22 protein-coding genes, 1 tRNA gene and 1 pseudogene are annotated in these 22,528 nt (G+C 69.9%); 16 read left to right on the top strand and 8 right to left on the bottom strand.

Going from position 1 to position 22,528, the window contains the following annotated elements:
* Positions 1–647 precede the first annotated feature (647 nt).
* From ureA to OHA89_RS37020, 6 genes are all read left to right on the top strand, one after another.
* A complete protein-coding gene (gene ureA, locus OHA89_RS37045) occupies positions 648–1,034 on the top strand; it encodes an urease subunit gamma (RefSeq protein ID WP_257558993.1) in 387 nt (128 codons plus the stop codon).
* A gap of 10 nt (positions 1,035–1,044) precedes the next feature.
* Positions 1,045–1,644 carry an urease subunit beta gene (locus OHA89_RS37040; protein ID WP_266616389.1) on the top strand — a complete coding sequence of 200 codons (600 nt, stop codon included), beginning with the start codon at positions 1,045–1,047 and terminating at the stop codon, positions 1,642–1,644.
* Between the two features lie 32 nt (positions 1,645–1,676).
* Positions 1,677–3,578, top strand: coding sequence for an urease subunit alpha (gene ureC, locus OHA89_RS37035; protein ID WP_266616391.1), 1,902 nt, complete (start codon positions 1,677–1,679; stop codon positions 3,576–3,578).
* 8 nt (positions 3,579–3,586) lie between these two features.
* Complete coding sequence (locus OHA89_RS37030; protein ID WP_266616393.1) at positions 3,587–4,240, top strand: urease accessory protein UreF; 654 nt, start codon at positions 3,587–3,589, stop codon at positions 4,238–4,240.
* A 25-nt stretch (positions 4,241–4,265) separates the two neighbouring features.
* Positions 4,266–5,000 (top strand): urease accessory protein UreG, encoded by a 735-nt coding sequence (gene ureG / locus OHA89_RS37025; protein ID WP_257559609.1) that lies wholly within the window; start codon positions 4,266–4,268, stop codon positions 4,998–5,000.
* A gap of 83 nt (positions 5,001–5,083) precedes the next feature.
* Complete coding sequence (locus tag OHA89_RS37020) at positions 5,084–5,878, top strand: urease accessory protein UreD (protein WP_257558990.1); 795 nt, start codon at positions 5,084–5,086, stop codon at positions 5,876–5,878.
* 566 nt (positions 5,879–6,444) lie between these two features.
* Here OHA89_RS37020 and OHA89_RS37015 read toward each other — a convergent pair.
* Positions 6,445–6,563, bottom strand: a tRNA-Arg gene (locus OHA89_RS37015).
* 449 nt (positions 6,564–7,012) lie between these two features.
* Between OHA89_RS37015 and OHA89_RS37010 the strand changes: the two genes are divergently transcribed.
* On the top strand, positions 7,013–8,005 hold the full coding sequence (locus OHA89_RS37010) for a DUF4344 domain-containing metallopeptidase (protein WP_406368051.1): 993 nt from the start codon (positions 7,013–7,015) through the stop codon (positions 8,003–8,005).
* Positions 8,006–8,408: 403 nt separating this feature from the next.
* Entirely contained in the window at positions 8,409–8,885 is a 477-nt protein-coding gene (locus tag OHA89_RS37005) for a cupin domain-containing protein (RefSeq protein ID WP_257558988.1), read from the top strand.
* 230 nt (positions 8,886–9,115) lie between these two features.
* On the opposite strand, the gene OHA89_RS37000 is transcribed toward OHA89_RS37005, so the two are convergent.
* From OHA89_RS37000 to OHA89_RS36990, 3 genes are all read right to left on the bottom strand, one after another.
* Entirely contained in the window at positions 9,116–9,673 is a 558-nt protein-coding gene (locus tag OHA89_RS37000; protein ID WP_257558987.1) for a hypothetical protein, read from the bottom strand.
* A gap of 278 nt (positions 9,674–9,951) precedes the next feature.
* On the bottom strand, positions 9,952–11,733 hold the full coding sequence (locus OHA89_RS36995) for an FG-GAP repeat domain-containing protein (RefSeq protein WP_406368050.1): 1,782 nt from the start codon (positions 11,731–11,733) through the stop codon (positions 9,952–9,954).
* A 662-nt stretch (positions 11,734–12,395) separates the two neighbouring features.
* The gene (locus tag OHA89_RS36990) at positions 12,396–12,677 is read right to left on the bottom strand and encodes a hypothetical protein (RefSeq protein ID WP_266616407.1); all 282 of its coding nucleotides are present in this window, start codon (positions 12,675–12,677) and stop codon (positions 12,396–12,398) included.
* A 1,015-nt stretch (positions 12,678–13,692) separates the two neighbouring features.
* Between OHA89_RS36990 and OHA89_RS36985 the strand changes: the two genes are divergently transcribed.
* Complete coding sequence (locus OHA89_RS36985) at positions 13,693–14,064, top strand: hypothetical protein (protein ID WP_266616408.1); 372 nt, start codon at positions 13,693–13,695, stop codon at positions 14,062–14,064.
* 218 nt (positions 14,065–14,282) lie between these two features.
* A complete protein-coding gene (locus OHA89_RS36980) occupies positions 14,283–15,266 on the top strand; it encodes a Dyp-type peroxidase (protein WP_406368049.1) in 984 nt (327 codons plus the stop codon).
* Here OHA89_RS36980 and OHA89_RS36975 read toward each other — a convergent pair.
* Together OHA89_RS36975 and OHA89_RS36970 are read right to left on the bottom strand one after the other, a co-directional pair.
* Positions 15,263–15,439 (bottom strand): hypothetical protein, encoded by a 177-nt coding sequence (locus tag OHA89_RS36975; protein ID WP_406368048.1) that lies wholly within the window; start codon positions 15,437–15,439, stop codon positions 15,263–15,265. The genes OHA89_RS36980 and OHA89_RS36975 overlap by 4 nt on opposite strands.
* Positions 15,440–15,726: 287 nt before the next feature.
* Positions 15,727–17,307, bottom strand: coding sequence for an FAD-dependent monooxygenase (locus OHA89_RS36970; RefSeq protein ID WP_406368047.1), 1,581 nt, complete (start codon positions 17,305–17,307; stop codon positions 15,727–15,729).
* 56 nt (positions 17,308–17,363) lie between these two features.
* On the opposite strand from OHA89_RS36970, the gene OHA89_RS36965 reads away from it, so the two are divergent.
* Positions 17,364–18,068: a TetR/AcrR family transcriptional regulator C-terminal domain-containing protein gene (locus tag OHA89_RS36965; protein ID WP_406368046.1), complete on the top strand. Its 705-nt coding sequence runs from the start codon at positions 17,364–17,366 to the stop codon at positions 18,066–18,068.
* A 171-nt stretch (positions 18,069–18,239) separates the two neighbouring features.
* Here the strand turns inward: OHA89_RS36965 and OHA89_RS36960 are convergent.
* Positions 18,240–18,947: pseudogene (locus OHA89_RS36960) on the bottom strand (glutamate synthase-related protein); the annotation flags it as partial.
* A gap of 67 nt (positions 18,948–19,014) precedes the next feature.
* Positions 19,015–20,163, bottom strand: a complete 1,149-nt coding sequence (locus OHA89_RS36955; protein WP_406368045.1) for a mechanosensitive ion channel family protein — start codon at positions 20,161–20,163, stop codon at positions 19,015–19,017.
* Between the two features lie 183 nt (positions 20,164–20,346).
* Between OHA89_RS36955 and OHA89_RS36950 the strand changes: the two genes are divergently transcribed.
* The 5 genes from OHA89_RS36950 (at position 20,347) to OHA89_RS36930 (ending at position 22,329) form a co-directional block, all read left to right on the top strand.
* Complete coding sequence (locus OHA89_RS36950; protein WP_257558978.1) at positions 20,347–20,535, top strand: hypothetical protein; 189 nt, start codon at positions 20,347–20,349, stop codon at positions 20,533–20,535.
* Positions 20,536–20,538: 3 nt separating this feature from the next.
* Positions 20,539–21,027 carry a hypothetical protein gene (locus OHA89_RS36945; protein WP_406368044.1) on the top strand — a complete coding sequence of 163 codons (489 nt, stop codon included), beginning with the start codon at positions 20,539–20,541 and terminating at the stop codon, positions 21,025–21,027.
* Entirely contained in the window at positions 21,027–21,416 is a 390-nt protein-coding gene (locus OHA89_RS36940; RefSeq protein ID WP_266616417.1) for a restriction endonuclease, read from the top strand. The genes OHA89_RS36945 and OHA89_RS36940 overlap by 1 nt, the downstream gene beginning before the upstream one ends.
* 272 nt (positions 21,417–21,688) lie before the next feature.
* On the top strand, positions 21,689–22,054 hold the full coding sequence (locus tag OHA89_RS36935; protein ID WP_266616418.1) for a PRC-barrel domain containing protein: 366 nt from the start codon (positions 21,689–21,691) through the stop codon (positions 22,052–22,054).
* 101 nt (positions 22,055–22,155) lie between these two features.
* Positions 22,156–22,329, top strand: a complete 174-nt coding sequence (locus OHA89_RS36930; RefSeq protein WP_215149858.1) for a CsbD family protein — start codon at positions 22,156–22,158, stop codon at positions 22,327–22,329.
* Positions 22,330–22,528 lie beyond the last annotated feature (199 nt).

Below are 22,528 nucleotides of genomic sequence, written 5' to 3'. Positions count from 1 at the left end.
CCGTCTCGTGAATCGAGACGTGTTCGGCATGCGCTAATGCAGGGAGAGGTCTTCGCATGACGTCCGCACGCGGCTCGAGCGGGTGCTGGGGAACCTACCTCTTGGGAGCGCGACCGGCCGGGATGCCGGCGCTGCCGTGGTACTCCGCAGCCACGCAGGCAGCCACGAGTGGTTCAGGGCCGGTATGACTCACCGCAACGGCAGCATCGGGACTCAGCGGCGAGGCGCGATCGTATGGCTCACTCGCCGTGCGCGGCTTGTCCTGACCGGCAGCGCCCCGGATTTCCGACCGGCCCGGTGCGCGTCGTGCCTCGACGCCCCCGTTCTCGGCTGTGGCGGGTCTGCCCGGCCTCAGTCCTGGCGGTGCGGCCACGCGTTGTCCTATTGGGCGAGGTCACCTCATCGCCCGCCACGCCACCGCGGGGTGCCTGTTGCGGGGCGTCGATCAGGAGGCGTGCGGGCGCCGTCTGGCTGGTCCGGCGGACGTACGGCACCGCAACCCTGCAGGAGTTCCGCTGACAAGCCCTACGTATGCCCGGCCCCGGTGTCGAGGGAGCCGTCTTGGCGGCCTGCCTCGGCACCGGGGCTGTGCGAGCACCCTGATCCGTCTGGGGTCAGGGCGCCATCACCACCATCGAGGAGCACGGATGCACCTGATTCCCTCAGAGCAGGAAAAGCTGCTGCTGAGCGTGGCCGGGATGCTCGCCAGCTATCGCAAGGAGCGCGGCATCAAGCTGAACTACCCCGAGGCCGTGGCCTACATCAGCTGCTGGGTCATCGAGGAAGCACGGGCGGGCAACTACACCGTCGACCAGATGATGAGCGATGCCCGCCTTCCCCTGGAAGACCGGCAGGGCGACACCCGGGGCGAGGGAGAGAGCGTCCTCACGCGGGCCGACGTGATGGAGGGGGTGCCCGAGATGCTCGACATCCTCCAGGTCGAGGCGACGTTTCCTGACGGCCGCAAGCTGGTCACCCTCTACAACCCGATCCGCGACCCGAAGCCCGTCCCGAAGCCCGTTCCGAGCAGCTGAGGACGAATCCATGCCCTACTTCCAGCCGCTGTCCACGAATCCTGAGCCGCCCTTGTATGCGGTCAGCCAGCCGGTTCCCACGCCGCCCGGTCCTGGCCTGAGGCTCGAAGAGCCCTTGCCCAAACCCTCTTCCCTGGATCCGGGCACGGTCTACGCCTTTTCCGAGTACGAGGTGGGAGGAGTGTGGGTCAGGGATCCGGATGCGAACCACGAGCTCAACTCCCAGGGCGCCAAGGCCGTTCTCTACGTGATCAACGTCGGTGACCGCGACATCCAGATCGGTTCGCACATCCATCTGGCCGATGTCAACGAGGACCTGTTGTTCTTCACTGACAAGAACGCTGCCGCTCAGGCTGAGGAGGCTCTGACGGACCGACAGCTCTCGCGGCCTGAGCAGATCGCCGAGGCCCGCCGGTTCGCGCACGACCGGTCGAAGACGCCGGGAAGGGCCCCCTGGGGATTCCGTCTCGATGTGGCTCCGGGGGATTCGAAGCGGTTCAGCCCCGAGAACGCTCCCAGCGACAAGATCGAGGTCGTGGAGATGGGCGGGAAGCGCCGCGTTCCGGGCCTGCGCAAGGACAAGCCGGCCGGCGACGTCGACCTCGACTGACCGGGCCTCGCACACCCAGCTGGAGGAAAGAAATGACGATCATCACCCGCGGGAACTATGCGAAGTCCTACGGCCCGACCGTAGGCGACCAGATCCGCCTGGGCGACACCAACCTCTGGATCGAGGTCACCCACGACCTGACGTTCGGCGGCGACGAGGCGGTCTTCGGCGGCGGCAAGACCATCCGCGAGTCGATGCTGCAGGGCACCACCACCAGTACGGAGGGCGCACCTGACACCGTGATTACCAACGTGGTCGTCCTGGACGTTGCCCCCGCCCAGGACCTGGCAAGCCTCGTCCCGGGTGAGAGTGCCAGCAAGAACGCCATTGTGCGTGCTGACGTCGGCATCAAGGACGGCAAGATCGTCGCGATCGGCAAGGCCGGGAACAGCGACGTCATGGCTGGGGTTACCCCTGGGCTGGAGATCGGGCCTTCCACGGACGTGATCTCCGGCGAGGGCAAGATCCTCACCGCCGGGGCCATCGACACCCACGTGCACTACATCTCCCCGTCCGCCGTCACGGAGGCTCTCGCTACAGGGACGACCACCCTGGTCGGCGGCGGCGTGGGCCCCTCTGAGGGCTCCAAGGCGACCACCGTGACCCCCGGCCCGCAGCACCTGGTGAACCTGCACCGCAGCTTCGACGACCTGCCGGTCAACGTCATGTTGCTGGGCAAGGGCAACACCGTCAGCGAGGACGGCCTGGACGAGCAGGCGCTGGCGGGTGCCGGAGGCTACAAGATCCACGAGGACTGGGGAGCCACCCCGGCAGCTCTGGACGCCGCGTTGAAGGCCGGGGAGAAGTGGGGCCTACAGGTCGCCCTGCACGCCGACTCCCTCAACGAGGCCGGCTTCAGCGAGACCACCCTCGATGCCATCGACGGACGCGGCATCCACGTCTTCCACGCGGAGGGTGCCGGCGGCGGGCACGCCCCCGACATCCTGAAGGTGGCCGCCAAGGAAAACGTCCTGCCCGCTTCGACGAACCCGACGCTGCCGTACACGGTGAACACCGTGGCCGAGCACATCGACATGCTGGCCTCCGCCCACCACCTGGACCTGGCCAACCCGAACGACCAGGCGTTCGCCGACTCCCGCATCCGCTCCACGACCATGTTCGCCGAGGACGTACTGCACGACATGGGCGCGATGTCCATCACCTCCTCCGACGCCCAGGCCATGGGCCGCATCGGCGAGGTCGTAACCCGCACCTGGCAGGTCGCACACGTCATGAAGGAGTGGAGCCACAAGACCTTCAACGGGGACGCGAACTTCTTCTACGGGGACGAGCAGGGGGAGGGCGACAACGCCCGTGCTCTGCGCTACGTGGCCAAGTACACGATCAACCCCGCCATCGCCCACGGCATCGACGACCACGTCGGCTCGGTGAAGGTGGAGAAGCTGGCCGACCTCGTGCTGTGGGACCCGCGGTTCTTCGCCGTACGGCCCGAGGTGGTCATCAAGGGCGGCGCCATGGTCCTCGGCAACCTGGGAGACCCGAACGGTTCGGTGTCCACCCCGCAGCCCACCTTCCTACGCCCGGCGATGGCCCACGCGATCGCCTCCCAGGTGTCCTACGCGTTCGTCTCGGACAAGGCCCTCAACCCGCCCGCCGGCAATGACCCGTACAGCGCGGTGAAAGGCAAGGGCGTGTTCAAGGACTCGCTGACGGCCACCCTCGGTCTGCGGCGTGAGCTGAAGGGCGCCAAGCCGGTCAAGAGCGTCACGAAGAAGGACATGGTCTTCAACGACAAGTGCTTCAAAATCGACATCAACCCGACCAAGTTCACGATCGCGTTGGAGATCCCGGGAGTCGACCCGGCGCAGGGACACAGCCTCACAGAGCACACAGACCTCAAGGGGTTCTGGTACCTGGACCAGCCGAACCCCCCGCAGAACCTGCCGCTCACCCAGCGATATCTGCTCTTCTGAGGCGACCCGTGAGCACCTCTTCACTCCTGCTCGCCCTGTTGGGCGACGCCCGGCTCCCGTCCGGTGGACACACACAGTCCGCCGGTCTGGAGCCCGCCCTGCGGGCCGGCACGACACCGGCCGACATTCCCGCCTACCTGCGCACCCGGCTCCGCACGGTCACCCGTGTGGAGGCCGGAACCGCGGTCGTCGCACGGGCGGTGGCGGCCGACGGCGGCGACCTCGGCGCGGTCGAGGCCGCCTGGGCCGCCCGAACCCCCAGCCAGGCGCTGAGGACCAACGGGAGACGCCTGGGGCGCGGGTACCTGCGTGTCCTGCAGACGCTCTGGCCCAGCCCCCTCGACGCTCGCGCACGGACCTGGTCGCGCCCGGTCGTGCTCGGCCTGCTCGCCCACCGCGCCGCGATGGACCCCGCCGACCTGGCCCGCCTGGTCGGGTACGACGACGCCCAGACCGTGACGGCAGCCCTGCTCAAACTCGAACCGCAAGACCCGCTGCTCATCACCGCTTGGGTGAACGACCTGCTGCCGGACATCGACGAGATGGCCGGTCATGTCGCCCACCTGCACACCCCCGAACAGATCCCTGCCCACGGCGCCCCTCTCATCGAGCGCTGGGCCGAAACCCACGACACCACCACAGAAAGACTCTTCAGTGCCTGAGAACACCACCGCCCCCACCCGAGCCATGCGCCTGGGCGTAGCCGGTCCCGTCGGCACCGGCAAGAGCTCGCTGATCGCGACGCTGTGCCAGGCCCTCTCCGGTGAACTGCGCCTGGGTGTCATCACGAACGACATCTACACCGACGAGGACGCGCGCTTCCTCAAGAGCGCCGGGGTGCTGGACCCCGAGCGGATCCGCCCGGTGGAGACGGGCGCGTGCCCGCACACGGCGATCCGCGACGACGTGACCGCCAATCTGCTGGCGGCCGAGGACCTGGAGGCCGACTTCGGCTCCCTGGACCTGGTCATCATCGAGTCCGGCGGCGACAACCTCACCGCGACCTTCTCCCCTGCGCTGGTCGACGCCCAGCTGTTCGTCCTGGACGTCGCCGGCGGCGGTGACGTCGTACGCAAGGGCGGTCCCGGCATCGCCCGCGCCGACCTGCTCGTGATCAACAAGACCGACCTGGGCGAGCACGTGGGCGTGGACGTCGAGCGCATGGCACGCGAGGGCCGCGAGGCCCGCGCCGGCGGCCCGGTGGTCGCACTGTCCCGGCACGACGCGGCGTCCATCCGGATGCTGACCGGCTGGGTCCGCGAAACTCTCGCCCACTACCGCACCGGCGACCACACCCCCGTCGACCCCGGCCCGATGGCCCCGCACTTCCACGCCGGCCAGAACGGTCACCTGCACACCCACGCCGACGGCACCACCCACTCGCACGACCACGCTCCAGCGGAAGCCGGGCAAGGCACGTGACCGGCCCGACCCGCCTGAGTATCACGCCCGGTGCAAGCCGCAGCCACGTCCGCCAGGCGACCGGGCACCTGACTGTTCGGACCATGGACCAGGACGCCGACGGAGCCAGGGTGGGCCTGATCGCCACCCGGGCGCTGCTGCTGTCCGGTGACGACGTCCGCATCGAGGTGAACGTCGCTCCCGGTGCCTGGCTCGACGTCGTGGAGGCGACCGGCACCGTCGCCTATGAAGGCGCTGCTCCGTCGTCCTGGACCATTGACGCCGACGTGGGCGACGGAGGTGTCCTAACCTGGGCAGGCATGCCGTTCGTGGTCTCGGACGAGATCGCCAGCCACCGTGGCACGCACCTCCGGCTGCACGGCACCGGCAAGGTGTTGATGCAGGAGAAGGTCGTGCTGGGGCGCGCCGGGCAGACGGGCGGGGATCTGTCCACGTCCCTGGACGCGAGCGACGACACCGGGCCGTTGCAGGTGGAATACCTGGACCTGGGACGGCAGACCCGTCAGATGCCAGGCGTCTTCGGGAGCCTTCGTTCCATGGACACGGTCACCGCCCTGGGATGGACGCCCGAGCCGTTCGGGGCACCGGACGCGGGCAGCACCGGACCCGGAGAGACCTACTTTCCCCTGGACCGGTCCGGGGCCGTGCTGCGGTGGATGGGAATCGGCCGGTTCCGTGACGAGCTGTGCGATCCCACCTTCGCCGCCTGGCGCGAGGACGCCATGCGCGACTACCGACGCCAACGCGCTGCACAGCGCCTGCGCCGCGAAGCAGAGCCCTGCCGCGGAGAAGACGGTCACGGCCCGGCCGCAGCCATCACGGCATCCGCGGCCGAGGCAGACAGACGTGCCCGGCGGTCCGTGGCCCCTTCAGCCTGACGCTTCGAACCGCCCGCCAGCCCTCCGACTGGCGGGCGCGAGCGATCGCTCGAGCTGACGCCCTGACAAGACGCCCCCGCAACGACGAACGCCCTATGCCCCTGTGGGCACAACTCTGGTTGCACTCACTCCTGCCCGCCGCCGCACGACCAGAGCAACAGAACCCATACGCACCCCGCAGGACACCCAAACGAACATGTGTCGAGAGCGCCCAATCGGAGCGTTGCGCTGACCGAGCTTTTCGACGAGTTCTCATACCCGACTGCACCATTAGACGGGGAGGCATCCTCGGACGACACCCAGCGCCTGCTCCGTCGTGTACAGCCAATCCACCCCCTGCGGATCGACGAGGTCTGCTTGGTCCACGTCCATGCGGACAGCGCGGCGCCCGGCCGGCGGCGGGCCGGGGTCAGGTGGCGGTCACGCGGAGCACGTACGGCTCACCGCTGCTCATCGCCTGCGCCTGCACCCACTGGCTTTGTTCACGAGAGTGGGATCTGACTCAGCTTCTGTGGACCTGGACCGACATCGCAGTGCGTGCGCTGGACAAAGTTCCAGGTCGGCTGCGGTGCCGACGGGATTTGAACCCGCGGACAGATAGGGGCAAGCCCGCCCCGTCTCCGTCAGTCGCCGTGAGCGGGACATCGCCCACGTCGATCGCAATGGGCCGCTCTGCCACGGCACCGCAGCCTGCGAGAATGCGCGCCATCCCGCTCCGGCTCAAGGTAGAGGATCGTCCTGTGCGCATCGAGCCGTTATCCAGCACCGACAACCGCTCCAGCAGGACCACAGAAGGTGAGCCAGAACCGATCAGCCCAGATCAGCCAACTGGCCACTGATCACAAACACTCCTCCCGTACATCACCGCGCTCGCCGAGGCAGGCGTCGACTGGGCGCCGTGAGAGGGCTGGTGCTGCTCGCGCTGGCGTCTGCGCAGTCGGCCAGCACGAGGAGCTGCGCTGTACCGCCGGAAGCCGCGTCGGGGATCCCTGATGCTGCGGTTGTCGAACGGGTCGAACCAGGCGGCCTGTCGCCCACACGGCGAACGGTCCCCCGTACGGGCGACTCGACGGGCGCCAGCCTCCGGACGGCCGGAGGATCAGTACGGGGACACGCGACGGGAGCCGATCAAGGATGCCGAACACCGCCGGTCGCTCGAAGAGGGCGCGCATCGTCCTGGCAGGTGTGCTGCTCCTCGCCGGGGTCGTCTCGACCGGGTGCAGCGGCGAGGCCCGCGACGCCGGGCAGGGGCCTGGAGCAGGGCCCCGCCCCCAGGCGGCGCGCTCCGGCAGGGTCACCGTCGTCTACGAGGCCCAAACGGTCAAACCGGAGGACCGGGAGGCCGTGGCACTGATCCGGAACTCCCGCGTGCTGGAGCGTACGGCCGACTGGGTGAACAGAACACTCACCCTCCCGCACGACATGGTCGTGAAGGTCACCGCCGCCGTGCCGCCCGGCGTCACCGACGCCGTCACCCAGCCCGACGGCAGGACGATCTTCGTCCCGCCACCGTTCCTGACCGAGATCGAGAAGGCCCTCGCCGACGTCGTGAAGACCGTCGAACGGCCCGCCCCGTTCCCCGCGTCCGAGTACAACACCAACGACCTGACCGTGCTGTCGACCGAATTCATCTTCGGCCACGAGATGGGCCATGCCCTGCAGCGCCAGCTCCTCCTGGCGAACCTCGGTCTCGAAGAGGACGCGGCGGACGGCTTCGCGTCCTTCTATACCGTCAACGAGGTCGGGCCGGGCCCGTCGCTGGCCGCCGCGATCCTCTTCGACGAGATCGCACGCAAGGAAGGCACGCCGACCCTGGAGGGCATGTCGAGCGACCACCCCGTTACCCAGCAGCGGGCCTTCAACTTCCTGTGCTACCTGGAGGGCAGCGACCCGAAGAAGTACCAGCAGTCCCTGGTCGACAGCGGCTATCTCCCGAAGACCCGCGCCCCCCTCTGCCCGCAGGCGTGGGCAATGCTGGACTACGGCTGGTGGACCCAGCTCCAACCCCACTTCAGCGGGGCGTTCAGGGACCAGGGTGCCGAGGAGCAGAAGAAGGCGCACGGGCGGCTGGTCGCGGAGACACAGGATCTGGTGAAGCGCATCGACGAGATCCGCAGCGGTCAATGAGGTGAATGACGCGTACCCCGTCGATCTCGTCCGCGTAGTCGCGCAGCAGGGTTCCGGGGGACTATCGCGGGATCGGCGCCGAGGCGGCGTGCAACGCTCCACCAGCAAGATCAATATCCGCACACCGGCGCCGAACAGGGGAACGGTGAGTGTCCGAGACTGCCGTGCCCATCAAGTCCAACAAGGCCGTAGCCGACGGCTCCAAGATCACCATCTCCGGCATCAGGCGCGGCTACACGACCGAACGCACGTTGGAATGTGGCAGCGGGGCCGCGGCCGTTGGTGCGGTAGCGGCGCGCGTGCCTCTGGCCGGAAGAGCCCAGGGCTCTGAGATTGTTGACGTGGGCTGGCGCAAGACCGCGACCGTGTACCGCGTACCGCCTTCGTTGACCGGGAGAGAAGTATGACCATCAAGGACATCGGGCCGGAACCTCAAAGTTTCGACCTCGAGAAGGCGACGCTCGAGAACACGGACTATCGCGCGGTCGCCTGGTCTGGGAAGTACCTTCAGTTGACCCTCATGTCGATCCCGGTGGGTGAGGACATCGGCTTGGAGGCGCACCCGGAGACTGACCAGTTCCTACGACTCGACGCAGGCCGGGGCCGCGTCCAGATGGGTCGCACGAAGGATCGACTCGACTTCGACCGGGAGGTCGAGGATGGCTGGGCGATCTTCGTGCCCGCCGGCACTTGGCACAACGTCACCAACATCGGTGATGAGACCCTGCAGCTCTACGCCGTATACGCGCCGGTCCACCACGCGTCGGGCAAGATCCATGCGACAGCCGTCGAGGCGGAGCGCGACGAGGACTCAGGCAAGGACGAGCCGCCAAGCTGGTCGGTCCAGCCTGCCCAGCAGCCATCGGACGAGCACGCCTGACCAGCGAGGGCTTATCGCGACAGTAGATATGGGCTCTGACCTGGCCTTTCGGGCTGCTGGAGTGACCGTTGTGCGAGTCCTGCTGCACCCGTATTGACCGCTGATGACCGCTCGTTGGGGCACGGGCCCGTCGGTGGGGCTGACCGAGGGCGCATTTTCCCGCTCGGCGGGCTGGACAGCAGGCAGGGACGGTGCGCCAGTGAGGGCCCTTCACACACGCAAGGGATTCGTCAGGGCCGGAGGCGGGCAACGGTGTCGCGGGCCGCGTCGATGGCCCCGGCGCGGGCGGCCTGTCGGTCGTCGTCGCTGCGGGTGTACGCGAGCGAGACGACCAGGTTGCTGCGGCGGAAGGTGACCTGCGCGGTGATGCTCGTGCCGGGGGTGGGGGCCGGAAGCGGAGGAACCCCACGTCGCCGAGGTCGCAGATCTTCCACCGTGTCCTTCTCCCAGCCCAGTTCGTCGTTGGCGCGCATTTCCCGCATGTCCTCGCGAGCCAGGTCGACGATGAGACGGGACGCGAAGAGGTGGACGCCGGCCCGGTACTTGCCCTTCTCGCACGGGGCCGCCCATGTACAGGAGGCGATGTCCTCGCGTCCGCCGTACGACTCGGGTACGAGTCGGTGGATCGTCTCGGAGGCGACGAGCTCGCAGAACTTCGGATCGGAGCTGAACTCGCCCTCCTGCGACCGGTCCCACCACTGCCAGGAGAGGACGGCCGCGATCACGATGGCTACCAGCAGGACCGTGCCTATGAGGCCGCGCCGTGAGGGTCTGGCGGATGTGGTCACCGCCGCAGTCACCGCCGCAGCATCGAGGCGGCGGCCCGGCCGTGGCCCGGCCTATCGACCGCCGATCCGCCGGTGGGCGGCTCCCGAAGCGGGGCCGGCCACCGTGGTGCGGGCACGCGTCAGGCGCCGGGGTCGTGGGCAGCGCGGCGAGTTCGCTGTCGGAGCGTAGGAAGATTTTGAGGAGGTCGGCGCGGCTGACTCGGGCGCGGGCCCGCTCGCCGGCCCTGGCCGGCGGGCGGACCCGCGCCGTCGCTCTCAGCGGCCCGGGGCCGCGGGGGTCAGAGCATGTTCTTGTAGATGTTCCACCCGGTGCCGAACTTCACCCGGGGGGCGAAGGTCGCGGTGCCGGTCTTGCCCGTCGAGGTGTACGTGTACACGTCGCCTCCCGGGAGTCGGGCCATCAGGTCGCCCTTGCTGTCGCCGTTGATGTCACCCGGGACGAACAGCGTGTCGTACTGGTTGAAGCCGCTGCCGACCTGCTCCCGGGCGGCGAACGGCGCGCTGGCCGTGCCGGTGCCCTTGTAGAGGAAGAGACCGCCGGCGGTGTCCCGGGCGAGCAGGTCGGGCCGCCCGTCCCCGGAGTAGTCGCCCGCGCCGACGAGCGCGTTGTAGGCGTTCCAGCCGGTGCCGACCTTGATGCGCGTGCCGAACTTCGTGTACGGCAGGCCGTCGCCGGGGTGCAGCCACAGGACGCCGGCGGAGTCACGGCTGACCAGGTCGCCCTTCCCGTCGCCGGTGAGGTCGCCGGGGCCGGCCATCATGGTGTAGTTCCACGACGTACTGACCTTCACGCCGCGGACGTAGAGGTCGGTGCCGATGTTCTGCACGTAGCTGGCGTGGTTGTGGCTGTTGAGGCCTGTGGCGTACGTGTTGCGGGAGCCGGGCGTCTCCTTCCCGACCTCGTACGGCGGCGAGTAGTAGGCGCTGTTGGCCAGGGCGTGGTACTTGACCAGGACGTTGTCGGCCTGGGTCATCACGTTCTGGCCCTTGCCGAAGAGCGATGTGGTGCCCGCGCCGACGATGAACTTGTTGAGTTCGTAGCCGCTGCCGAAGTAGGCGGGTGCGGCGAACTTGCCGCCGCCGATCGACTTGAACCAGTACTCCACGCCGTCGTGGTTGCGGGCGAGCAGGTCGCTGCGGCCGTCGCCGTCGCCGTCGTCCGAGCCGGTGATCACGTTGTACGTGTTCCAGCCGGTACCGACCTTGACGGCGGGCTTGAGCGGGGCGGTGGCGCTGCCGGCTCCCTTGTGGAACCACAGTTCGCCGGCCAGGTTGCGGGTGAGGACGTCGCCGATGCCGTCGCCGTCGACGTCGTTGGCGCCCACGACCTGGTCGTAGATCCCCCAGCCGGAGCCGACCTTGACCCGGGAGTTGAAGGGCTTGCTGACCGTCCCGGTTCCGGTGTACAGCCACAGGTCACCGGCGGGGTCCCGGGCCAGCAGATCGGGGCGGCGGTCGCCGGTGATGTCGCCGGTGGCGATGAGGCGGTTGTACTTCTGCCAGCCGCCGCCGGACCACAGGGGCGCCGAGGTGTTCTTCACGCCCGCCTCGTAGAGCGTGAGCACGCCGTCGAAGGTGAGAGAGAGGAGTTCGGGCTGGGTGGTGCCGCCGACGTCGCCCACCGGTAGGAGGTCCTTGAACGAGGCCTCCGGATCCGGATCGGTCTTGATGATCGTGTAGTCGCTCCAGGCCCTGATCGACGACAAGTAGACGGCCGTGACCTGGTCGTACTCCATGACGATCATGTCACTGACGCCGTCGCCGTCGACGTCGTGCCGCGGCTTGGCGGCAGCGGCCACCTGGGCCGGGACCCTGGCCGGCATGACGACGGTCGGGAGCCCTTGGCCTCCGGCCGTTCCGGTCACGGCCGACGGTCCCGGCGCCGGCACGGCCGGGCTCGGCACGGCCAAGCTCGGCGCGGCGATACTCGGCGCGCCCAGGCTCGGCGCGGCGACGCTCGGTGCGGCGGCCAGAGCGCCGGCGGCCAGGGCGAGAACGCTCCCGGCGGCCAGGGCGCGCAGCCGTCTGCGCTGCGGTGACGTGCGGTGCGATGTAGTCAAGATCCCCCCTGAGGATCGAGCCGTGGGGCTCTGCCCTGGCACACGTCATGTGTGTGTCCGGGATCACGCGTCCGTGCGTGAACGGCCCCCCGCTTCCGTCCGGGCACGCTAAGCCCCGTCACCGACGTTCACGTCGGCACGATCGCTCCGGTTCCCGTTCCCGGCACATCAGTTGGGCTTCCTGCACCGGGCATGTGAGGACGACGTGCCGGCGCGTCGCCTGTTCAGGGGCCGGTGCGCGCGGTGCGCGCCGGGCCCGGCCCAGGCGGCGGTGCGCCGGGCGCAAGGGCCGCCGGGCGTAGCAGCGCAGATCAGCGATGGCGACGAGGCGGTCGCCCACGGGGACTTGGTCCCCGACTCGCAGTTCGGTGGGCGGGCAGTCCACCGCCACATGCCCCGGCGGCACCCGCACCGCGTACCGCCCCGCGCACGTCTCCGCCGGTGACCTCGAGTACCGCGTCCGCGGCCTCGGGCCAAGCGGCGCCCGACCAGGACATACCCGGCCCGGCGCCGAACTGTGGCTTTCCTCGGTTCCAGCGGTACACCGATGCATCCACTCAAGTGTCCCGCCCGAACCGCTACTGCGTGATCAACCAGCCGGCCAGGTACGGCGACCAGCACCGATCCGGCTCGTTGCGTTAGCCGTTGTTACGCAAGACCGCTTATCGGGCGAGCGAGCCATTCGGGGCGTCGGACGCCGACTGCCACGCCTGCATACCCGCTCTGGACGCCTCCTTGGCCTGCCTCCACTTCATGGCCGCCTGATGGGCCGGAGGCACGTCCATCCCACGGATCATGCGCCGGCCTGCCGCGAACACGGCGAGGGCCGCGATGGCCATGCCGGTACACGCCACTGCGGCACCGGCCGCGGTGAGCACAGCACCCGTCGTGATGAGCCGGGTGTCGATCTCGATCTTCCGGTGGGACTGGTGGTGATGGTTCATGACCCCACCATCCACCGAAGGGGGCCCACCTTGCATCCCGGCCAGAAGCTCTGGATGCCGTACCACCCGAGTGGTGGTACGCATAGCCGTGGCGGCACGCGAGGAGGCGATCAGGTGATGCGATTGGGGCGGATCACACCTCGTGCGGGTTCAGCAGGGGGTCGCCGACACCAGAGGAGCCGCGTGCTCGTATGCCGTACCTCGGCCCATTGGATGGTTGGGCGGCCCGGTGCCACTACCGCCAGAGCGCTCCGGTCGCCGGGCCTCGCCCGCGCACGCCCTAGGCGGGCGAGGGTTGACGCCCGACGCTGACACCGGCCAGTCCCGGCCCCGGCGTCCTGGCGGGCTGCCTCGTGCTGGACCAGGTCCGACGAGGCCGGTCACAGGCGGGTGCTTCAGGGTCGGTGTCGGAGCGGATCAGTGTTCGCGGGGCTGTGTGCTGACAGGCGGTGCCGAGGGCCGGAGCCGGACTGCCGCCGCTCCGGTGCAGCCCTAACGGCTCACACACCACAAAGACACCATCCTTCTCACACGCCTGCCCGCGCGGATTTTCGCAGGCGCGGCGCCCCGGACATACAGGGCGCAGTACAGCTATGGATCGGCGCCACAGCCTGGACTCGTGCTTCCAGCCCAGCGGGCCGTGCTCGAGGGACGGGGCTTGGTGCGCCGTCGCTCGACGCTCAGGCATTGGCTCTGCAGTCCCGGATCGTCCTCGAACCTGCAGAGGGCCGCTCGGTCGCGGAAGCGTAGCGCCGTCTCGGGATCGCTCCCGACGGTCCGCACCGGCGTCGGCGCTTCCTCGACCACGAGGCGGCAACCCACGCAGTGGCCTGTCGCCGCCACCACACATCACAACTAGCCCATCAGCCGGGACCCTCCTGCGGACCCCGGTCGGCCCCATGCTGATGCCTCGCGGCACGGCGGCTCATACAGTCGGGCTGACAGCCGTCTCGGCGGCAAGACGCAACAGCAGGACTGGTCGGCAAGACTCGACGGCACAAGGGAGTACCACATCATGAGCGGCTCCGAGAGCGCGGATCACGTCAGTGTCCATCTGAGCAGCTGCGAGCACCAGGACGCGGGGGCGGTGTTCCGCGCCCTGGAAGCCGCGTTCCCGGAGGGCGCCGGGCCCCCGCGCAGCGAGGTGAAGGCATCGGCTACGGGGCAACCCATGGTGTGGTCCATGGCCGTCGATGCCCGCACCCGGCGCAAGGCGGGTGCGGGCCCGGCGGATCCCCTGGCCGGTCCCGTCGACGTCGACCTCTTCGGCGCGGCCGATCCCGTGCGCCAGGTCAAGGAGGAACTGGCCGCGGCCTTCGCCGTGGAGGACCGCGGCACAGTACCGGGCGAGCACGAACTGGAGGTCAGCCTCCGCCTCACCAGCTGAGCCCGAAGCACACCACTTCATCAAGATCACATCGCCCGAAGGTGTTCCCCTGCGGAGCCATCACCCCACTGACCAGAGGCCCCACTCGATGCCCAGCTGACCCTCACTACTGTCCACCCGACGCCGCCCTCGGAGGGCTCGAGTGACCAGGCCTTCCTCGCTGCACCAGTGGACTGGCAGCAGACCCTGCCAACCCCACTATCGAGAGGACGACTCCGTTGCGCGACCTGCCTCAGCCCGTGCTCAGTCCGCTGACCGCCGCCTCGCTCTTCCTCGTCCTCACCGTCGATCCGGGCGGCGAGCCCGTCGTCCGGGAGCTGCTCGCCGACCTCGCGGGGCTGCAGCGCTCGGTCGGTTTCGGCTATCCGGACGGGCGACTCAGTGTCGTTGCGGGCATCGGCTCCACGGCCTGGGACCGGCTGGTGGACGGTCCGCGCCCGGCGCAGCTGCACCCGTTCCGGGAGCTGCGCGGCGCCCGCCATCACGCCCCGGCCACCCCGGGCGACCTGATCTTCCACATCCGGGCCACCCGCCAGGACCTCTGTTTCTCCCTCGGCTCGGAGATCATGACCCGGCTGCGGGGCTCTGTCTCCGTCGCCGACGAGGTGACCGGTTTCAGCTATCTGGACCAGCGCGACCTGCTCGGCTTCGTCGACGGTACGGAGAACCCGGTCGGGCAGGAGGCCACCGGCGCCGTATTGATCGGCATTGAGGACCCGGCCTTCGCCGGGGGCTCCTACGTGATCGTGCAGAAGTACATGCACGACCTCGACGCCTGGAACCGGCTCCCCGTCGAACGACAGGAGCAGATCATCGGCCGGCGCAAGCTCACCAACACGGAGCTCGACACCCCCCGATCGCACGTCGTGCTCAACACCCTCACCGACCCGGACGGTACCGAACGGAAGATCCTCCGCGACAACATGCCTTTCGGCAGCCCGGGCCGGTCCGAGTTCGGCACCTACTTCATCGGCTACGCACGCACGCCGGACGTCACCGAGGAGATGCTCCGGCACATGTTCCTCGGCGACGGCCCCACCAGCCACGACCGGATCCTCGACTTCTCCACGGCAGTCACCGGGACACTCTTCTTCGTGCCCCCGGCCGGCTTCCTGGACGACCTGGCCGACGAGGACGAGCTGCCGACCGCATCCCAGGGCTCGGCCGACGCCGGTGACCTGAAGGGCCCTCAGGCCGACTAGTCCTTCTCCAACCCGTTGCCCGGATTCAGCTCCCCACTCAGCTGCGCAGCCTCCACCGCCTTGCCCTCACGCTGGGCGACATCCGGCACGCCCCAGGTCTCGCAGCCGGTGCCGGGCCGGTCCGTGACCGGGTGGGGTTGGGACGGCTCGTGCTGGACTACATGTTCGGACACGGCATGGAGGTCTGGGCCGCGCAGGGGAACCAGGACCGGATCGACGCGGCAGACCTCAGGAGGAACTCATGACGACGCCTGCGTCACCGCCTTCGTGCAGAAGACTGACTACCAGGTGAAGACCAACGGCCCGTACCCCGAGGGCGGCTGCTTCGAACCGCGTGCCGGTCACTGACCGACCGCCGGCCCGTTGCGGGTCCGCACGGCGCGGTCGACGGCGCTCCGGCTGCCTCGTCCGAAAACACGCGCCAGCCGCGAAGGGAGCGCCTCCGTCGAGGCGCCCCCGTTCAGGTTCTCGGCACCGGGACCGGCCTGGCCAGCACCTGGTCCAAGACCTCGGTGAGGAACCGCGCCGGATCCGTCGCCGACGCGGTGGCGCGCATCGCGACGATCCCGTCCGGACGGACGAGCAGGGCCCCTTCGTCGGGGAGCCCCGAGACCGCGACGCGATGCGCGGGGAGTCCGACGTCCGCCGCGGCGGTGAGCCAGCGCTCGCCGGCGGCGCCCACCAGCAGGGTCCACCGGGACGCCACCAGGTCGAGCGTGGAAACCCCGTCGATCCACGCGTGGGGCACCCGTGAACCCGGCGACCCGTCCAGCACCAGGTCCACTGTGGACGGGAGTTCCGGCCGCGGGTCGACAACGGCGGCCGAGTCGTACCTCTGACCGAGGTGCACGACCGGCGCCGCCCACACCCCCGCAGCCGCCCTGGCGGCGTCGGCCTCGGGTCCGCGTCCCCAGTGCAGCTCCGGGTCGGCGAGCCTGCGCATCGCCTGGTCCAGCGTCGCCGCGGCGACCGGTTCACGTTCGTGCGCGTAGGTGTCGAGCAGCCCGGCACCGGCCTCGCCGTGGTGGACGGCGGCCAGCTTCCACGCCAGGTTGTGCGCGTCGGCGACCCCGGTGTTGAGGCCGAACGCGCCCAGGGGCGACACGGTGTGCGCGGCGTCGCCCACGAGAAACACGCGGCCGACTGCGAAGCTTTCGGCCGCTGCGCTCCGGGGCCGCCACGAGAGCACGCTGCGCACCTCGACGTCGAGGTCGGGATCGCCGACCGCCAGCCGGACGAGTGCAGCGCAGCGCTCGTGCGTGAAGTCCTCGGGCCGTTCGCCGCCGTCGACGTCGCAGGAGACGTGAAAGACCCAGTTCGTCTCGCCGTCCACGGTGGCCAGCAGGCCGGGCGCCTCCGGCGTGGTGATCGTGCAGGTCGCGAAGGACATTCCCCGCAGGTGCGGTCGCAGGTCGGCGCGGAACAGAATGTTGATCATCGACTTGCCCAGGTCGCCCGGCCCGCAGGTGCCCACACCGAGCGCGGTCCGCACGGTGCTGTGCGTGCCGTCGGCGGCGACTACGCGCGTGCACCGCAGCGAGTAGCGGCCGTCGGGTCCCTCCAGTTCGACGTCGACCCCGTCGGCGTCCTGAGCGATGCCGACCAGGCGGGTCGACCAGCGCAGGTCCGCTCCGCGGCGTGCCAGATCGGCTGCCACGACGGCGTCGAGCCGGTCCTGGGCGCAGACGCCGCGCAGTCTGAACGGCGTCACGTCCAGTTCGTCGGCGGACGGGGTCGGCATGGGCACGGTCGCGACGTCGCCCGCGCCCATCTCGACGACGGTCCGCGCCACCGCCTTGCCCACGGCGCCCCGGAGGTCGACCGCGACGGCGTCGACGGCGGTGTCGAGTCCGAGTTCGCGGAGGACCTCGACGGTGCGCGGTCCGATGCCGGTGGCGCGTGGGTGCACCGACGGCCCGGACCGGCGTTCGATGAGCACCGCGGGGACACCGTGGTGGGTGAGCAGCGCCGCGGTGAGCAGGCCGACGCTGCCGCCTCCGACCACGAGCACCGGTACGTCTGGATACACTGTCTCCGTCATGGATACACCGTAGCCAGAAGGTAGGATGCGGGTCAACGAGGAAAGGAACCGCCCCGATGACCGAACCCGTTCCCTCGTCGGTGTGGACCCGGCCGCACCCCGAGCCGCGTCGACGCGCGCCCGGGGTGGACCAGTACGTGGCCGCCGCGCTGGCCGTCGCGGACGCGGAGGGACTGGCGGCGGTGTCGATGCGGCGGGTCGCGGGTGATCTCGGTTCCGGGACTGCCTCCCTCTACCGGTACATCACCAACCGCGACGAGCTGGTGGACCTGATGGTCGACGCGGCGCAGGGCGAGGACCTGCTGCCCGAGTCCGCTGAGGACTGGCGTGCCGATCTTGGGGCGGTCGCGAACGCGCTGCGTGCGACGCTGCTGCGGCATCCTTGGTTGGCGGGTGAACTGGCGGGGAGGCCCGCGCTCGGCCCCAACTCGTTGCGGCGGTCCGAGTCCGCGCTGCGCGCCGCCGTCGCGCTCACGCCCGACATCACCCTGGCCTCGCAGGCGCTCGGCGCCGTGCACGCATACGTGCTGGGTTCGGTCGCCGCCCAGCAGGCCCTTCGACGCGCGGAGCAACGCACCGGGCTCAGCGAGGAGGAGTGGCAGCGCAGCGTCGGCCCCTACATCAGCGAGGTCCTCGCGGCGGGCAAACACCCGATGCTCGCCCGCCGCGTCCTCGAAGCCGAGGAACTCGACCCCGACGTCGAGTTCGCGTTCGGCCTGGACTGCGTGCTCGACGGGCTCGCGGCCCGGCTGGGTCGCTGAGCGGTCAGTTACGCGTAGCGGTTCAAGGTCTCCGGGTGGAGGACGAGGCGGACCTGCTCCTCAGCCAGGATTCCGGCCAGGTCGGCGGCGCGGGCCGGGTCGTCGAGGTCCCTTGGCGCCGGGCAGGACGCCGCCGATGCCCGGCTTGGCGCCCTGACTGATCTTCAGCTACACGCACTTGACCTGCGGGTGCGCGGCCTTCTCGGCGAACTGCCGCTCGTCGAAGCCCCCGTCGTCGGTGCGGCACCCGAAGTATCCGGTGCCGATCTCCCACACGAGGTCCCCGCCGGGGCACAGGTGATACTCGGACAGGCCGCCCTCGCCGGTGTCGTGGGCGAAACCCCCCAGATGTGCACGGGTGTTGAGGGCGAGGACGGCGTCGGCGGACAGGGAGCCGAAGCTCATCGCCGAGATGTTGAGCAGGGCCATGTCGTACGGCTGGGTGCAGTCGGGTCCGCCGGCCCGGATCCGGAGCGGGTCGGTCCGTACCGGATGCGAGGCCATGGAGGGGGTGAGGTATTCGCTGCCGGGTCGGTGGAGGTCGAGCTCGGTGCCGAACGGCTCGTCGGCGTCGGTGCCCTTGGCCCGCTCGTAGACGAGGCTGCGGGTGTCGCGGTCAAAGGGGTGGCCGTCGAAGTTCCGCTCGATGAAGTACTGCTGGATCTCCGGCCGCAGCGCCTCCAGGGCGAACCGGAGATGCCCGAGCAAGGGGTAGTTGCGCAGGACGGAATGCCGGCGTTGCAAGAGGTCGTACGAGGCCACCAGGCCGAGCAGCAGCAACGGGCCTGCCACGGCCCACCACCAGGGCGAGACGAGAACGGCGGCGACCGCGGCGACCGCCGCCACCGCGCCGGGCAGGATCCGGGCGCGTGCCTTCAGCACGCCCCGCTTGTGTCCCGACGACCTCGCGCCAAGCGCGTGGGGGCGTGGTTCACGCCGCCGGCGCCTACTGCCGGGCGCGCGCGGCTCCGGCAGCTCCGGCGGCTCCGGCGGCGTCCGGTGCGGGCGCCTGTCCCGGTGCGGGCGCCTGTCCCGGTGCCGGTGCATGTCCCGGTGCCGCTCTCGGTGCCGGATCCAGCAGGATGCGCGGCAGGGCATCCGGGTGCTTCTCCGCGAGCCAGGCGACCAGTTGCTCCCGTACGGCGCAGCGCACCGTCCACAGGTCGTCGGGGTCTTTGGCCGTGACGATGACCCGCACCACGATGGTGGAGGGCGTCGTCTCGGTGACGGCGAGGTCCCAGCCGCGGCCGTCCCACTCCTTGCTGTTGTGCAGGACCTCCTCGGCCTTGTCGCGCAGGAGGTCCACGGGTGCGCGGTGGTCGCAGTGGAGGAAGACGGTGCCGGTCATCTGGATGCCGCCGCGCGACCAGTTCTCGAAGGGGCGGGTGGTGAAGTACGAGACGGGCATGGTGATGCGGCGTTCGTCCCAGGTGCGTACGGCGAGGAAGGTGAGGGTGATGTCCTCGACCACCCCCCACTCGCCCGCGACGACGACCGTGTCGCCGATGCGCACCATGTCGCCGAAGGCGATCTGGAAGCCCGCGAAGAGGTTTCCGAGGCTGGACTGGGCGGCGACACCGGCCACGATTCCGATGATCCCGGCGGAAGCGAGAACGGAGGTGCCGAGCGCGCGGAGGCTCGGGAAGGTGACGAGCATCGCGGCGAGCGCGACGACGGCCACGAGGACCGTCACCACCCGCATGATCAGGGTCACCTGGGTGCGGACACGGCGCAGCCGGGCCGGGTCGCGGGTGGAGGTGGCGTAGCGGGCGTACCCCGACTCGACGACGGCGGAGGCCACGGCCACCAGCAGCCAGGCTCCCGCGCCGATCAGGGTGAGGGAGAGGACCCGTCCCACGGCCGCTGCGTGGTCCTGCAGCGGCGGCCATGCGATCTGCCGGTAGGCACCTCTGAGCAGCGCCGCGAACAGCACGATCAGCAGGGCGCGGCGGCACCGGCGCAGCAGGTTCCACAGGGGCGTCTCGGGGTGGCGCGCGTCGGCTCGGCGCAGCAGCAGGTCGACGGCCCAACCGGCCGCGAGGGTGAGGAGGATCGAGCCGCCCAGGACGGTCAGCACACGAAGAGCGCTGTTCATATCTCCTCAACGGATGTAGGTGACATGGACGTTCACGCCCCTGCCCCGTGCGAGGGAGCTGACACAGGAGGGACTGGGTTACCTTCCGTTTCTGCGCAGCACGGCGAAATCCGACGGGAGCAGCCGCTCATGATCCGGCCTGTGCGGGGAACACGGCCGTCACCGACCGAAAGGGGCATGGACATGCTCGGCATCACCGCCGCAGTGCTGTTCTTCATCGCGTTCCTGATCAACGCGGCCACCATCGGCACCAATGAAGTGTTCAGCTCCACCAACTTCATGCTGATCGGTCTCGCAGCGCTCGCGCTGCACGTCGCCGGCATCGGCCATGGGTGGGCGGCCCGCGGACGGGGCTGGGGCCGTAGGCGCTGACCCGTGGCATCGAGGAAGGACAGGAGCGAGGTCCAGCAACGCGGCGCACCACTCCCGCGCGATCTGGTGCTCGCCGTGGGACTCGCCGGGACCGCCGTGGGCGGGCTGGCCGTCTTCGTCAAGGTCACCGCGGCGGCCGGGACGCGGATGCCGGTCCTGCCCGTGGCCGCGGCGGCGGTGGTACTGCTGATCGGCGTGGCGTTCGCCGGATGGAGCGTTTCCCCCGTCAGGCGGCGCCCCACGGCACAGCCCGACCCGGGCGTGCGCTCCGCGAAGGACGTGCGGCCCTCAGCAAGCGTGCGCCCCTCGGCGGATCCACCGGATATGGGAGCCGACGCGCTGGACCATGCCGCGGTCGATGCCGACGGCTTCGAGCACTCCGTCGGCGCGCTCCGGGGTCGTGACGATCACGTCGGCGCCCAGGTCGCCGCGCCGCCCACCACCTCCACCGGGGTGCAGTCGTCCCGTACGCAGACGGGCTGCGCGTCATAGTGCAGTGCAAGCACTATGCCGAGGACAACCGGGTCGGCTCGCAGGACCTGCAGCGTTTCGGCGGGACGTGTTTCGCCGTCCACGACGCCGACGTTGCGATCGTCGTCACCACCGGTTCCTTCACCGCACCGGCCCTCGACTACGCCGCCACGTGCGGCATCGTCTGTGTCGACGGCGAGGCCCTGGCGGCCTGGACCGATCCGGGCGTACGGCCGCCGCCCTGGGAATCGGCCGCTGTCCACTCCGACGGGGCGACGGGGAGGCGACAGGGAGGGGCTCGGCCGGGAAGAGCGCCCACCGAGGCAGCGTCCGGTTTCCGTACGCCACCGAGGGCAGTACGTCGTGCGCCTGGTATGGACCCCGGGGTACGCAGGAGCCCGGCCGCGTGATGGCGGGGGGATGCCACCACGCGGCCCGGGTCCGGTGGGGAACCCGCGCCGCTCACCGTCGCGGACTCCCGTGACCAGGCTTATGACCGGTCTCCGTCGGCCCAAACCGTCGGAGCGCCGTTTTTTTCTCGGAGTGAGCGGGCGGTCCCGCACACAGGAGAGGGGAGTGGAAGTGCGGGTCTCTGGGCAGGCGCGCCATCGACGGAGGTCCCTCCATACCCGGGGCCACGGGGATGGAGGGGCCACAGTTCCGATCGAAGGAGTTGTTTCGCATGACGGAGAACGTCTGGGCCTACAGCGTCGGCGTCGACTACCTCGCGGCCGACCTCACCGGCTACGGGGTCGAGGCGCTCGACGGCAGCATCGGCAAGGTCGACAAGCACTCCGACGAGGTCACCGACGCCTATCTGGTCGTCGACACCGGCGTGTGGATCCTCGGCAAGGAGGTCCTGCTGCCGGCGGGTCTGGTGACCCGCATCGACCACACGGCGGAGAAGGTCTACGTGGACCGTACGAAGGACCAGATCAAGGCCGCTCCGGAGTTCCGTCGGGACGAGCACCTCGGGAACGCGGACCATCGCGAGGCCCTGGGCACGCACTACCTCTCCGGCATGCCGTTCGGCGTCCCGCCCGCCTGACCGGATTCCCGACCTGCCCGCGCGGCTCACGTTTGCGGGGTGCGATCGGGGTCAGACGCGAAGAGCAAGGCATTTCCCGCACCCTCAGGGAGTGATCAGCTGTGTCGACGAATGAGAAGGGCCGGGCCAAGGCGGAGCAGGCCAAGGGCAAGCTCAAGGAGACGGCCGGCCGCGCGGTGGGCAACGAGCGACTGACCGCCGAAGGCCGCGCCGAAGGGGCGAAGGGCGATGCCCGCGAGGCCAAGGAAAAGATCAAGGACGTGTTCAAGCGGTGACCTGCCGGTGACCTGACCGCACCGCGGATGCCGCTGCCGCCCGCGGATACCGCGGGGGTGCGCCTCGGTCCCGAACCCCTCGACGGGTTCGGGACCGAGGCGCACCTGTACGTACCGACCGGCGCCCTGAGCTCACTCGGCCGACTCGGCCGGCACGATGCCCAGTAGTCCTCGCGCACCACTCGGCGGCGCAGGGGAT

Origin of the sequence: Streptomyces sp. NBC_01546 (genome assembly GCF_045208355.1) — a bacterium.
Taxonomy (GTDB): Bacteria; Actinomycetota; Actinomycetes; order Streptomycetales; family Streptomycetaceae; genus Streptomyces.
The sequence above is the reverse complement of the archived record's forward strand: the minus strand, read 5'-3'. Positions and strand labels throughout refer to the sequence as shown.

What these genes read in the sequence shown, in the direction of transcription:
- ureA (WP_257558993.1), top strand. Translation starts at nt 648, where the DNA reads ATGCACCTGATTCCCTCAGAGCAGGAAAAGCTGCTGCTGAGCGTGGCC.
- OHA89_RS37040 (WP_266616389.1), top strand. Translation starts at nt 1,045, where the DNA reads ATGCCCTACTTCCAGCCGCTGTCCACGAATCCTGAGCCGCCCTTGTAT.
- ureC (WP_266616391.1), top strand. Translation starts at nt 1,677, where the DNA reads ATGACGATCATCACCCGCGGGAACTATGCGAAGTCCTACGGCCCGACC.
- ureG (WP_257559609.1), top strand. Translation starts at nt 4,266, where the DNA reads ATGCGCCTGGGCGTAGCCGGTCCCGTCGGCACCGGCAAGAGCTCGCTG.
- OHA89_RS37020 (WP_257558990.1), top strand. Translation starts at nt 5,084, where the DNA reads ATGGACCAGGACGCCGACGGAGCCAGGGTGGGCCTGATCGCCACCCGG.
- OHA89_RS37010 (WP_406368051.1), top strand. Translation starts at nt 7,013, where the DNA reads ATGCCGAACACCGCCGGTCGCTCGAAGAGGGCGCGCATCGTCCTGGCA.
- OHA89_RS37005 (WP_257558988.1), top strand. Translation starts at nt 8,409, where the DNA reads ATGACCATCAAGGACATCGGGCCGGAACCTCAAAGTTTCGACCTCGAG.
- OHA89_RS36990 (WP_266616407.1), bottom strand. Translation starts at nt 12,677, where the DNA reads ATGAACCATCACCACCAGTCCCACCGGAAGATCGAGATCGACACCCGG.
- OHA89_RS36985 (WP_266616408.1), top strand. Translation starts at nt 13,693, where the DNA reads ATGAGCGGCTCCGAGAGCGCGGATCACGTCAGTGTCCATCTGAGCAGC.
- OHA89_RS36970 (WP_406368047.1), bottom strand. Translation starts at nt 17,307, where the DNA reads ATGACGGAGACAGTGTATCCAGACGTACCGGTGCTCGTGGTCGGAGGC.
- OHA89_RS36965 (WP_406368046.1), top strand. Translation starts at nt 17,364, where the DNA reads ATGACCGAACCCGTTCCCTCGTCGGTGTGGACCCGGCCGCACCCCGAG.
- OHA89_RS36955 (WP_406368045.1), bottom strand. Translation starts at nt 20,163, where the DNA reads ATGAACAGCGCTCTTCGTGTGCTGACCGTCCTGGGCGGCTCGATCCTC.
- OHA89_RS36950 (WP_257558978.1), top strand. Translation starts at nt 20,347, where the DNA reads ATGCTCGGCATCACCGCCGCAGTGCTGTTCTTCATCGCGTTCCTGATC.
- OHA89_RS36935 (WP_266616418.1), top strand. Translation starts at nt 21,689, where the DNA reads ATGACGGAGAACGTCTGGGCCTACAGCGTCGGCGTCGACTACCTCGCG.